Raw genomic sequence first — 12331 nt, 5'->3', positions numbered from 1 at the left:
CGACAGTCAGCCACGATGGCGGGTGCGCCGACCGACCAGGCAGGCTCATGACCTTGTTCGTCGAGCAGCGGTCTTCTTCGCTGCCCTCCGCCCAGTTACAGCCGCGGTCCCGGGGTCCGTCGGCTCGGCGTTCAGGACCTGGGAGGCGAGCGTGAGCCAGGCTCGGGCGTCCGCGCCGTCGAGGTCGTCGGTCCACATCAAGGTGCCGTTCGGACCGCCGCCCTTGTCCCATGGCTCGATGCCGTTCTTCGCGTACCACTCCTTCTTACGCTCCCACTTCCGCGCGTAGTCAGGAAGGTCGAGCATGCCGGCGTGTTCCCAGAAGACTGTGCGGCCGTCCTTCGTGGCCACAGTGAAGTCGGGGCGGACGACGCGGCCGTCCGCGCCGGTGAGCGGCTCCTCGTAGAGCCACCGTCCCGGTGCCAGGCGGTCGAGGAGACCCGCGATGATGACCTCGTTCTTCGAAACCATCGGCGTGCCGTCGGCGGACACGTGCATCAGTTTGCGGTCGAACCTGCGGGCTTGGCCCCGCACGTCGAGTGCGAACGGGTGCGGGGTTTCGAAGAGGTCGGTCAGTCTGCGGGCGGTTTCGCTGTTGCTCGGCTGGGCGAAGGCACGGAGGTCTGCCAGAGTGCCCTCGTGCAGGATGACGACTTTGTCCTTCTGCCGGGTCAGCGCCGTGTACATGAGTTCCCGGGGCAGGTTGGCCCGGGCGGGCAGGACCAGGAAGGTCGTACCGAATTCCGAGCCCTGCGACTTGTGCACCGTGACTGCCCAAGCCAGTTCGAGCAGGACGTCGTCCTTGTTCGACGGCCAGTAGCTGTACTCGTGGCCGGGCTGCGAGGAGAACTCCACGCTGAGCCGCAGTGCGTTCTTCCGCGTTTTCGCGGCTGAAGTGGGCCACGCGATGGCGACACCGATCTCACCGTTGGCGACGTAGTTCATCGCATTCTCCCGCGGCCACGCCTTCATGCGCTTGTTGGTCGTCTGCATGACCTTGTCGCCGCGCACGATCTGCTCGGGTCCGATCGGCGAGGGGATGTTCAAACGCCGGCTCTGCTGGGCCCAGGAGGTGTCGTCGGCCCGGTACATGCGTTTGATGTGCCGGTTGAGCTCGACCGTCCCGAAGGCGCGCGAACGGGTCGGCGAGAGGATCTGCCATTCCTCGGCCCGGGCTCCCGCGCCTCGCTGCCAGTTGAGGTACTCGCCGTTGACGCTGCCCCCGTAGGTGAGAGCGAACGCCCGCACCGGGTCGTCCGCCGCGCCCAGACCGAGGACTTCGTCGAGGGCGTCCGTGAGGGCCTGCACCGCGGTGCGATCACCCCAGGGGACGTACTGAAGGGTGGGCAGGTTCGGGTTCGTCGCCAGTTCGTCCCAGATCGCCTCGTCGCCGGCGCCGCGGGTGCCGTCGCCGAACCAGGCCGCGAGTTCGAGGTCGTGGCGGGTGCCGTGGCTGCCGTCAGGCAGCTGACGCCTGGGCACCTGCAGTTCCACGTATCCGGGGGCAACCCTCACCCCAGTCGGGAAGTCTTCCGGGCGCAGCTTGTTGACCAGGTCGACGAACGGCCGTCCGGCTCCGATCGGGGGCAGTTGGCGGGGATCGCCCACCAGCATCAGCCGTTTGACGCCGGTGAACGAGTCCAGCGTCGCGGCGAGCATCTCCTCCGTCAGCATGGACGCCTCGTCGATCACGACGAGGCCGTAGCCGCGTCGGGGGCCTTGGTCACCCAGTACCAGGTACCGGCCGGTCTCGGCGTCGTAGCGGCCGGTGGTACTCAGGTAGGAGGCCAGTGTCTTCGCCGGCCGTTCGACCTTCGTCTCCAACTGCACCTTCGCCTTGCCCGTGGGAGCGAGGAGAAGGACGTCCCCAGCGGCCGCGCCGGGGTAGTCGACGAGGGCGCGCAGCAGGGTCGTCTTGCCCGTCCCGGCCGGTCCTACGAGGACGGACAGGCGTGCGTCGTGCAGAGCGGCGAGTCCGGCGGCCTTCTCCGTCCGGGCTCGTTCTTCCAGCTCGTCGGCGTGCGCGTCGTCCGCGGTGCCGGACTGGTTGCGGTCGAGCACGGCGTCGAGTACGGCGCGGGCGTCGGTGATCTCGCCCAGCCGGGGAAGCGCCTGCTGCTCCGCCACCCAGTCGCGGATGACGTTCGCGGTCTCCTCGAGCCGGTCGAGCTTGTAGGCGGGGGTTCCATCGGCGAGGCGCACGCTGGTCAACGGTGACCAGTCCGGCCATTCGACGACCGCGTCGTGCTCCAGGTCGAGGCCGGTGAGGATGTCGTGCGTCAGGGCCGGGAGTTGTGCGGGCGCCACGAGCCGGGAGTGCTCCAGCGCCTCGTCGAGGGGGACCAGGGTGTCCCCCTGGAGGCACTGGCGCTCCAGCACCTCGGTCAGGAGGGCTTCGATCCGTCGGCGGTCCAAGGGATCCTCGAGGCCCACCTCGTCCGGAACGGGCGGTTGCCACGTGACGTGCGACGGTGGGAACAACGCACGGTCGACGGCGGTGAACGGGACGTGGAGAGGTAAACCGTAGGTGCAGGTCGCGGCATAGTACGGGTTGTCGAGGAGCTCCTCGGCGGCCATCTCGACCTCGGTGGTGCCGCCGAGCAGCATGCGCACCTGCTCCGGGTCGATATCGAATCCGGACAGGAGGCGCAGGACCGCTTGGCGCGCGGCCGGGAGCTTGTTCCAGACCCGTGCCTGGATGGGGCCGAAATGGGGTTTCAGCGCGTGCGGGGCGCGCGCGGGGTCGGCGACGACGCCTTGCAGCAGCTTCCAGGGGTCGGTGGTCTCGCCGGCTTCTGTGAGCACCGCTCGGGCGGCGACGTACGGCTGCTGCACTCCGATGAGGGCGAGGACACCGGGCAGGCCGGGGACCGGGCCACGGAGTTGCCAGAGCCGCTCGGTCTGCTCCGTCAGCCATGTCATCGCGGACTCGGGGATGGGCACGCCGAGTTCACGCATGCCCTCGGCCGCCGACTTCAGGGACGCCAGGGACTCGATGGCGGCGTCGTCGGAGAGGTGTTCCGTGACGTAGGAGAACTCGACGTCACGGCCTTCGGGCGCCCAGGCCAGTGCCCTGTCGATGTCGACGCCCTCGTCCATGAGCGGCAGGAGCTCCTGGTAGGGCAGCAGGACGCCCTCCGCCATGTCGGGGCGCAGGGAGTGCTCCACGATCGTCTCCCACATGGAGGAGTCGAACGGCGGTTTCCCATTCTGGTTCCACATCGGTGGCGTGGTCACGCCCGTGACGTGTGCTGCCCCGACCAGCAGACGGTCGGTGCGTTGCTCCTGCAGCGGGGAGTGCTTGAGGTAGACGAACACCAGGCTGTCCCTCCGCACGACCGGCTCGAAGAACGCTTGGATGACCGCCTGTTGGTTGCCGCCGTCCATCACCCACGGCGGCTGGGACTTCAGGACGCGGTCGGTGTGGTCCTCGGCGAGTTGATCGAACGCGGGCACCCTGGCGTGACCGATCTCCTCGTTCAGGGAACCGCGGTTCATCCAGCGGAAGGGGATGGCCTCGAACGCGTATCCGGGCACGCTGACCGGGCTGTCGCGCAGGTGGTCACGGAGCGCGGGATTGCGGCTGTAGGGATGTCGCTTGACGACGGTGTACCCGACCGGGGACATGAAGGTGGCACGCTCGCTCAGGCAGGGCAGTCGGTTCGGGTCCAGACTTCCGATGGGAGCGCCCGCGTGCTCTGCCTCGAACTCGTCCTGGCGGCCCTTGCCGATCGCCGCGAGCAGCGTGCACGAGGAGTTGCCTGACGGGTCGTCACAGAGGAACTGGTCCCACGAGCGATCCCGCCACGGAACCCGCATGGACAGATGCTTCACGCCGCTCATCCTGATGTCCTGTCAGTTGAGTTCGTCGAAGGAAGGACGGGCCGAGGCCCCGTCCGAGTAGGTCTGCGCCGGGCGGGCGCCTCCGGGCGCCGCGCTGTGGCGGACCGGTGTCCCACCGAGGAGGCCCCGCGGGGACGTGTCCGACCGCCGGTAGAGCTGCCCGGGAAGCCGCACTTGGCGGCGCGGGTCGAGCTGGTCCGTCACTCCTCGCCGCCCCAGCCGGTGTGCCGGAGCGTCGGCATGAGCCGGGTGAGTACGTAGGCGATGACGGGTGTCTCCCGGTCCTCGTCCCCGAAGACGACCGCGTGCTGGAAGCGCTCGGTGTCCTGCGGGTCCGCCGGATCGAAGGCCGGGGTGAGTGACACGCCGGGGCGAGCCACCAGTTCGCACAGCAAGGCCCTTCCGCAGCCTTCCGCCAGCTGCGCCGTGGTCAGGGCCCGCTTCTGCCGCGGTCTCCCGTCCGGCTGGGGCAGGGACAGGAAGGCCGTGATCCGTCGGCGCTCCGCGGACACCTCGGCGATTCCGGCCCGGTGCCGGCCGTGCAGGTTGGCCAGTGCGGCGGGCATCTCCGGTAACAGCGGGACCTGCTGGAGGACCACGTCCCTCTCACCGCTGTCCCACCGCGTGTCGTGGATGGTCAGCCGTGGGCGGCCGGCGGCTTCCAGGTGCCATTCGGTGGCGAACCCCGCGTCCTGTACGCCCGAGGTCGTGGAGCCCTGCTTGGGCACGTAGCTGCGGGCGTGCTTCAGGGTGAGGGTGGATCCGAGTGCTATCAAGTGCGTTCTCCCGTGCGATACCGAGCACCTCTCGGAGACTTCGAGACGGTGTGGTCCCGACCACACCCGTGTGCCCTACATCGGATATAGCACCTCATTCACGGAGTTGGGTCGGGAAGTGAAGATTCCGTTGGCCGAGCGTGACACGGTTAGGGTGGTGTGCCGTCGCCATCACCGCGCACGCCGCGCCGAGCGCCGGGGCCGGCCCCGGCAACCCACCGGCAGCAACACGTCGACATGATGGCCTCGCTGTCCATGCCCTCACCGCCCGGCGGTCTCCGCGCGGCTGTGCAGCGTCGCCCGCCACCCGCCACCCGCCACCCGCCACCCGCCACCCGCCACCCGCCGGGAGCGGCTCACCCCTGCCCGTTTTATTCCACTTGCATCAATAAACTATCTCTTGCCACCTCTTCATGATTCGGCAGTGCAAGTCCTGCCCATTTCCTCACCGACCACCGGAGACCCGGCTTTGATAGCGTCAACGCGTCACAAAGGTGAGATGCAGAAATAGGGGATCTCGTGGGTAACCTTTTCTCGGCAGTCGGAATCCAGGTGGCAGTCCAGGTGGCAGCGTTTGGCGACCTATCAAATCATTCGAGCGACTCCGCCTGGGGGCGGAGGACCGCCGACACAATAGGTTGACCCGGCACGGGGCGACGAGGCAGTGGTGCCGACGGACTCGGCAGGCGAGAAACGCATCTGAAGGAGAGCACCAAGCGAGAGTTCCCGCAGCTCCCTGCCGAGGCGAACAAGGAGGAGAGATGCCGACGATAGAGTTCTTCGGCATGCACCGCGAGGAACGCGACACGCTGGAGAAGCGGGTTCGCGCACTTCTGACGGAAGAAGAGTTCCGTGAGGATTGCGTTTTTGTCACCGCGCCGGATTCCCACGTTCTCGACTGGAAGGGCCAAAGGCGCCCGTTCATCCGGGTCAGCACACGATCCGAGCAGCGCGCCGACCGCTTCCGGAAACTACTGCAGCACACCTGCGATCTCGAAATCGTACGTATCGACTTCCAAGCCATGACCGGCAGTTCACCGGACGAGGGACAGCACAATGGATGAGGGATTCGAGCTGCGGCTCATCGAGGCGCTCCAGCCAGTCCGTGGTTTCGCGCTGGCGCAGGGCATCTACCACCTGTTCAACAGCGGCCTGTACGAACGTCTGGCGGACGGTCCGCAGGAGGTCCCCGGCATGTCCGCGTCCCTGGGGCTCGACGCGTCACGGACCAGCGGGTTCCTGCGTTACCTCGCCAACGAGAACTACCTGGCGCTGAGCGGCGACACGGTGACCCTCACCGAGAAGGGGCGCGCTCTCGGCCCGTACCGGCCCTGGTACGAGCTGCTCGTCGGCGGCTACGCGGAAACGTTCCAGCAGATCACGGACGTCCTGCACGGCAAGGGTTACGCCACCCGCGACGGCAGGCTCGTGGGTATCGGCAGCTGCGGAATGAGCGCGTACGACGCACTGCCGCTCGTCCGCGAGCTGATGTCCGACCTGCCGGCCGCGCCGGCCTCCGTCGTGGATCTCGGCTGCGGTGACGGCACCTTCCTCGCAGGCCTGGTCGACGGCTCGGGCACGGTCACCGGCATCGGAATCGACCCGTACGCCCCGGAGGAGTCGCCGGCCGAAGGACTGCGCTTCGTCCGCTCCGGCGCCACCGACTATCTCCGGGAGGCGGACGCGCCGGAGTCGGGGCCGGACTCCTCTCAGATCTGTCTCGCCGCGTTCCTCCTCCAGGAGGTACTGGAGCAGGAGGGACGGGGCGCGGTGGTGGAACTGGTCCGTGCGGCCCTGCGCCGCTCCGGCCACCTCGCCGTCGTCGAGGTGGACCACCGCCCGGCCGACCCGCAGGTCATGCGGCACGGCCTCGGCCTGGCCTACTACAACCCGTACTACCTCCTGCACGTCCTCACCGAGCAGCGGCTGGAGAGCGACGCGTTCTGGCGGGAGCTGTTCCAGGAGGCCGGCGCCCGGGTGGTGACCCGGCGGGTGGCCGACCCGCGCGTCGACTCCACCGGCCTGGAGGTCGGATACCTGCTGACCCGGCGGGAAGGTGCGGCACAGTGAGCCTGACGCCACTGGGACAGCGCCTCGCGGAGGTCGCGGCCTCACCGGAGGAGCCGTGGGAGATCCTGGCCGAGAACGTGCCCGTCTGGCCCGAACCACCCAGGCTGCAGGCGGTCGGCAGCTGGGATCTGGACGCCCAGTACGCCCCCAGCCAAGGCACGGAGGAGCTGTTGGAGGCGCTGCGGCTGAGGCAACGGGAGCAAGGCATCGACGTGGGCGCGGAGTCGCTGCTCGTGACCAACGGCGCCTTCGACGGCCTCGGGCTGATCGCCCGCCATCTCACCGGGGTGGGAGTGCGGCGCGCCGTGTGCGCCGGGCCCGTGCTGCTGAGCGTCGCCGATCTGCTGCGGGACGTCGGGCTAGATGTGCGGGTGCCGGACTGGCCGGAGCTCGTCGGCGGGCGTTCCTGGAGCGCGCTCGGCCCGGGTGACCTGCTCTATCTCAACTCCCCGCACAATCCGACCGGTGCCTGCCTGGACGAGGCGACGGCGCGCGACCTGTTCGCCGCCCAGCGCCGCCTCGGCTTCGCGCTGGTCCTCGACCTGGTCTACGACGCCTTCGTCCACGACCCCGCGGCCCTGGCCGCGCCGCCGGCGCTGGTCGAGGACTGGCGCGGCGTCTACGGGCTGAACAGTTTCTCCAAGAACTACGGCGCCCCCGGGCTGCGGGTCGGCTGGATCACCGCCGATCCGCAGGAGGTCGACCGGCTCACCGCACGCATGGAGTGGGAACGCATCGCCGTGTCGACGCGGGCCCAGAGCCAGGCCGCCCAGCTGTGCAAACTGGGCAACCAGCCGCTGACGGAGCGGGTGCGGGCCGGTCATCGGCTGGTCCTCGACTGGGCGCGGGCGAACGGCATGGGGGTCTCCCCTCCGCAGGGCGGTACGCATGTGTGGGTGGAGGCCGGGGTGCCGGACACGGAGGCGCTGGCGGACGCGTTGATGGCGGAGCACCGGCTCGTCGTCACCACGAGCGCCCACTACCATCCCGCGGGCTCCCGCCACATCCGTGTCCCGACGGGTGTGGAACCCGCTTTTCTCACCCGGTCCCTGGAGGCCGTTTCCGCAGTCAGCGAGCGGCTGCGCCGTTCCGCGGCGGTCGGCTGACCCTGACGGTCACCGGGCGGGGCGTCCCGAGCGGTTAAGGCGCCTTTGCCCTCCTATGGCCATGCTGCATGTTTCCGCACTGCAGGTGCCCGACCCTGCCGTTGCCACCGCTCGTCCCGGCATCTGTCTACCGTGAACGAAACGACGTCCACGGGGCGCCCGGACTCACAACGCGGCCTCATGCATGGCTCATTCACGTGAACGCACGCCGGATTTCTGCGCCATTCGGCCAGTGATACCCGACAGATAAGGAAAGATCGTGAAGCATCCTGCTCAGCCCACCGCGCCGGATATCGCGGTCAGGAAGTCCGAGTCCGGAGAGAAGACCCTGTACATCGACGGGTCACAGGCCATGCAGCAGTGGGAAGCGCCTCTGATGCGCCGCTCGGCCGAGATCCTGTGCCGCAACGGGGGCGAATTCCTGGAGTGCGGGCTCGGCTTCGGGCTCTCCGCCCTGGCCATCGCCCAGCAGCCGAACGTGAAGAAGCACACCGTCGTCGAGGTCTACGACGAGGTGGTCCAGGACTTCAAGAAGTCGAACCCCGACCTCCCGGACAATCTCGAAATCGTCCGGGCCGACTTCTTCGAGTACATCGAGTCCGTTCCCACCGGGAGCATCGACGGCATCATGCTGGACCCGTGGCTCCCGAAGGACATGCGAGACGACGCGGACTGGTGGGACACGCTGATGCGCGAGCAGATCACGCGCGTCCTCGCCCCCGGAGGCCGCTTCATGTCCTTCTTCGTGACCGAACCGAAGATCGAGCCCCGCTGGGAGCCGTACTTCGACGAGGTTCTGATCGAGCGGCACTCCTACGACAGCTACTCGACCACCAGCTATCTGGAAGGCAGGCCGTCCGGCGTGGCCTACCTCCAGAGCTTCACCAACCGTCACTGATCCCGAGGAGGAAGTCATGCCGCTCCACTTCACCGGCGTAGCCGGCGACGTCGAGGTCAAGATCGGTGGCAACGCGAAGTACCGCGTGCTCGCTGTTTCCTGGGACGACGAAAAGAATCTCCAGCGGTACCTGGTCATGGCCAAAGAGCGGCCGATCTGGGTGCCGGAAGGCGACATCACGGCGTTCTTCCCGGCCCCGGTCACCGACTGACGGCCGGCCCGGACGCCGCCCGTTCTCCCACGGACCGACGTCATGGACATCGCGGCGGGGGCGGTGAGCAGGCGCCCTCGCCGCATCCATGTGCGTGACCACCCCGCCGCGCTCACCGCACTCGCCCGCTACGGGAGGCGCCCGACTCCACGAGGAACCGACCAACCATGGCAATTTCTCCGACCGAGGTTTCCACGACCCTGTTCACCCCGATCGACGGCGACGCCGAATACGCCGAAGCCGTCGCGCGTTTCCTCGCGTCCCCCCGCCCGGAATCCGTCCCCGTCTGGGTGAACGGCCGGGCCGATCTGCTGTCCGCCATGCAACTGGCCGCCGGGCTCTACGGTGGCATCGCGCGGCCGGCGCCGTACGAGCGGGGCGTGCTCCTGGGGGCCGACGAAGTCCCGGCGGGGCTGCGGTCGTTGATCGGGCCGCTTGCTCATCACTGGCTGGACGAGGAGGAACTGAGCGGCCGGCTCCTCGACGAGGGCACGCCCGGCTCGCGGTCCCTGCTGGTCGTCGCCGTGTACTCGCGCCTGACCTCGGATCCGGTCCTGGAACTCGTGCGGCGGGCCCATCGCAGCGGTGGCCGGCAGGTGGGGTTCCTGACCGGCCGGGACGCCGCGTCGATGGCGTGGTTCACCGCCAAGCAGTTCTGCCTGCCGGATCCCGCGGTCGACGCATCGGGCCTGTTCACCTCGACCGACCGCCCGGATGCCCTGGGGAAGGTACAGGTCTACGACGACCGCGCTCTGGAGCGTCAGGACATCGGCGCCCGGCTCCTCGAAGGGCGTTGGCGACGGGTGCTCCTGCAAGGGCACGGCCGTGACGACTCGATCAACCTCGCGGACTTCACCGTCTGCGGGCTCAACCCCGCGGCGCCCCGCCGTCCGGAGCTGCTGGGACCGCGCTGCGCCTACGGACCCGACTGCTACAAGCCCCGGGAGAAGCTGATCCCGCTGAACCGGGTGCAGGCCGTCGAGGTCGTGCTCAGCTCGTGCAACAACGGTCCGTTCGCCGATGCCGTCGCCTACGACCCCAGGTACCAGCTGCTGCTCAACGCCATCGACGGTGCGGCCAGGGACGTCGTGGCCGCACCGACCGTGCACGACTCGGCCCGCCCCGAGAACGCGATTTGGATGCGAGCGGCGGAGGCGGAAGCCCCCTCCGCGCCGAGCCTCAACGCCACGATCACCGACGCGCAGCCGGACCCCGCCTACTGGCACTTCGGCATGGCCGACGACCGGGGAACTCGCCCCGATCCCGCACCGCAGGAGCCGGACCCGCTGGTGCTGTCCACCTCCTCCCGCCTGACCGCGTACCTCGCCGGCGGCCTGCTTCCGGCGAGGCATCCGTTGCGTCCACGGCTCACCAAGCTCGCGGGCAAGGCCGAGCGCTGGGTGACCCGCCAGGCCACGGCCGCGGAGGGCTCGTCGGCGATCCTGCGTGGGCTGTCCGACGATCTCCAGTCGCTCGATCACGCGATCACCGCGGAGATCGTGGGGAACCCGGAAACCGAATTCACCGACTGCCACGCCTATTTCGGGCAGCGCAGCTCCATCGACCCGGAGTCCGTCTGCAACGTGCGGTGTCACTGCGGGCGGATTGCCCGGCAGTTCGTGAAACGGGCTCTGGTGCCCACGGCGCTGGACACCGTCGTCACGGTCTGCGTCCGGTGCGGTGACATGGCGTACCGGCTCGCCGACTCCCCCGAACTGCGCGTCGAGGCCTCGGAGGAGGTGTCCGCGGGCGGGACGCTGCGCGCCCGCGTACAGGTGCGCGCCGCACGGCGCGGGCCGGTACGGCTCGGGGTGTTCGTGCCCCGTCACCTGCGCTCGGACTGCACAGTGACTCCGGAGCAGCGCAAGGTCCGTGCGGCCGGCGGGCAGTGGCACGAGGTGGAGTTCTCCCTCGTCGTCGATGCCGGGGCGCACCCGCAAGCGTACTACTTCACGGCCTTCGCCGTTCAGGACCTCGGGCTCTCGGTGGCACGCTGGGACTTCGGTGTCCTCCCCGCCGCCGGGCCCTCGGCGTGACGATCTGACGACGTGAGGACGGGCGTCACGGAGGCCGGCCGGCTTCCGTGACGCCCTCTTCGGCAGGGTGCCGGGTCCGGTCAGGGTTCCACGGGCTCCGTCTTCAGCACGAAGTGCTCCAGCACGCCCCGCATCCGCTGCTCGGCCTCGGCGGCCGTGCGCCCGGTGACGTGCACGTATCCCGACGAGGCGTGGGAGGCACGCGGCGGCTCGGAGACGTCCCCGACGGCCAGCTTCAGGTGTACGGCGAGGACACCGGGCAACCGGAGCAGTTCCTCCTCGGTGCTGATGTGCACGACCTTGCCCGGCTTCACCGGCAGCAGCAGATCGCCGACGGCCCGGTCCTCCGAGTACTCGAGAACGGGTGTGCGCCCGAGATAGGTGTCGAGCGTGGCCCGGTGGATGTCGAAGCCACGGGAGAGGCCGTGGTTCGCCGGCACCTCGCAGCCGGTGATCCGGGCGGCGGCCTCACCCACGCACAGCGTCCCGTCTCGCATCAGGAAGCACTCGGCGTGGAAGTAGCCGTGGTCGAGGCCGAAGCCGTCGACCAGGTCCTGGGTGACCGACCGTACGTCCAGGGGCAGTTCCTCCCCGGGGGCGAAGGTGATGTTGGCGTTGATCGCCCCGTCCAGGACCTCGAGGATCGGCACCGGGTTCAGTGACAGGTAGGAGTCCACGACCTTGCCGCCCGAGACGAGCGCGCAGAGCTGGTACTCCGTACCCTGGATGTACTCCTCCACCATCCAGCGGCGCCCCGGATCCGGCTCCGGGACCTTCGCCAGCTCGTCCGGCCCTTCGATCCGGTACGTCCCGATGCAGGCGAAGGAGTCGATGGGCTTGAGGACGACCGGCCAGCCCTGCTCATCGGCGAACCGGGCCACGTCGTCGAGCGATCCGACTTCCCGGTAGGCAGCGCACCGCAGGCCGATCTCCGCGAACCTGTCCTTCATCGCCGTCTTGTGCCGGACCCACGCGACCTGCTCCCGGGTGAGGTGCGGCAGCCCCACCAGCCCGGCGAAGGGCTGGGCCACCTCCTGGAGCGGCTCCTGCGGATTGCAGAAGTAGGTGGGCACGTGTTCCAGCGTCCCGGTCCACTCCAGGTAGCGCTCCGCCTCCTCGGCGAGGTTCTCGTCCTGGGCGAGGAACACGGGCAGGTGGGCCGTGAGTTCCAGGTACTCCTCCGGCAGGTCCTTGACGGCCGAGGCGAACCGCAGCAGCACGATGTGCACGTCGTCCCGGCTCAGCGCGTTGCGCACGAAGCTGGAGGGCCTGCCGTCCACCAGCAGGACCACCGGGAGGGTGGATGTCCCGGAGGCCGGGGTCGTCATGTGGGTCGTCATGAGGGAGCTCCAGTGATCGTGGACGGGTGGGATGGCTGACGCGTGGATGCC

Annotated in this window: 10 protein-coding genes; 6 read left to right on the top strand and 4 right to left on the bottom strand. The window is 69.0% G+C overall.

Annotation, left to right across the window (positions count from 1 at the left end; all coding sequences use genetic code 11):
- Nucleotides 1–45: 45 nt before the first annotated feature.
- From CP976_RS29240 to CP976_RS29230, 3 genes are read right to left on the bottom strand one after another with little or no spacing between them, the layout of a single operon-like run.
- Nucleotides 46–3843 carry an AAA family ATPase gene (locus CP976_RS29240; protein ID WP_150483020.1) on the bottom strand — a complete coding sequence of 1266 codons (3798 nt, stop codon included), beginning with the start codon at nt 3841–3843 and terminating at the stop codon, nt 46–48.
- 12 nt (nt 3844–3855) lie between these two features.
- Complete coding sequence (locus tag CP976_RS29235; RefSeq protein WP_150483019.1) at nt 3856–4047, bottom strand: hypothetical protein; 192 nt, start codon at nt 4045–4047, stop codon at nt 3856–3858.
- The gene (locus CP976_RS29230; RefSeq protein WP_150483018.1) at nt 4044–4619 is read right to left on the bottom strand and encodes a hypothetical protein; all 576 of its coding nucleotides are present in this window, start codon (nt 4617–4619) and stop codon (nt 4044–4046) included. Before CP976_RS29230 ends, CP976_RS29235 begins: the two co-directional genes overlap by 4 nt.
- 761 nt (nt 4620–5380) lie before the next feature.
- Between CP976_RS29230 and CP976_RS29225 the strand changes: the two genes are divergently transcribed.
- The 6 genes from CP976_RS29225 (at nt 5381) to CP976_RS29200 (ending at nt 10940) form a co-directional block, all read left to right on the top strand.
- On the top strand, nt 5381–5683 hold the full coding sequence (locus CP976_RS29225) for a hypothetical protein (protein WP_150483017.1): 303 nt from the start codon (nt 5381–5383) through the stop codon (nt 5681–5683).
- Entirely contained in the window at nt 5676–6689 is a 1014-nt protein-coding gene (locus CP976_RS29220; RefSeq protein WP_150483016.1) for a 2-ketoarginine methyltransferase, read from the top strand. Before CP976_RS29225 ends, CP976_RS29220 begins: the two co-directional genes overlap by 8 nt.
- Nucleotides 6686–7795, top strand: coding sequence for a beta-methylarginine biosynthesis bifunctional aminotransferase (locus CP976_RS29215; RefSeq protein ID WP_167537444.1), 1110 nt, complete (start codon nt 6686–6688; stop codon nt 7793–7795). The genes CP976_RS29220 and CP976_RS29215 overlap by 4 nt, the downstream gene beginning before the upstream one ends.
- A 259-nt stretch (nt 7796–8054) precedes the next feature.
- On the top strand, nt 8055–8693 hold the full coding sequence (locus tag CP976_RS29210) for a class I SAM-dependent methyltransferase (protein ID WP_150483014.1): 639 nt from the start codon (nt 8055–8057) through the stop codon (nt 8691–8693).
- A 16-nt stretch (nt 8694–8709) separates the two neighbouring features.
- Nucleotides 8710–8904 (top strand): hypothetical protein, encoded by a 195-nt coding sequence (locus CP976_RS29205; RefSeq protein WP_150483013.1) that lies wholly within the window; start codon nt 8710–8712, stop codon nt 8902–8904.
- A 167-nt stretch (nt 8905–9071) separates the two neighbouring features.
- The gene (locus CP976_RS29200; RefSeq protein ID WP_150483012.1) at nt 9072–10940 is read left to right on the top strand and encodes a hypothetical protein; all 1869 of its coding nucleotides are present in this window, start codon (nt 9072–9074) and stop codon (nt 10938–10940) included.
- A gap of 80 nt (nt 10941–11020) precedes the next feature.
- Here CP976_RS29200 and CP976_RS29195 read toward each other — a convergent pair whose 3' ends face one another.
- Complete coding sequence (locus tag CP976_RS29195) at nt 11021–12280, bottom strand: ATP-grasp domain-containing protein (RefSeq protein ID WP_229875588.1); 1260 nt, start codon at nt 12278–12280, stop codon at nt 11021–11023.
- Nucleotides 12281–12331 lie beyond the last annotated feature (51 nt).

The sequence above is a fragment of the Streptomyces coeruleorubidus genome, assembly GCF_008705135.1.
Classification (GTDB): Bacteria; Actinomycetota; Actinomycetes; order Streptomycetales; family Streptomycetaceae; genus Streptomyces; species Streptomyces coeruleofuscus.
This window is presented reverse-complemented; position numbering and strand designations above follow the sequence as displayed.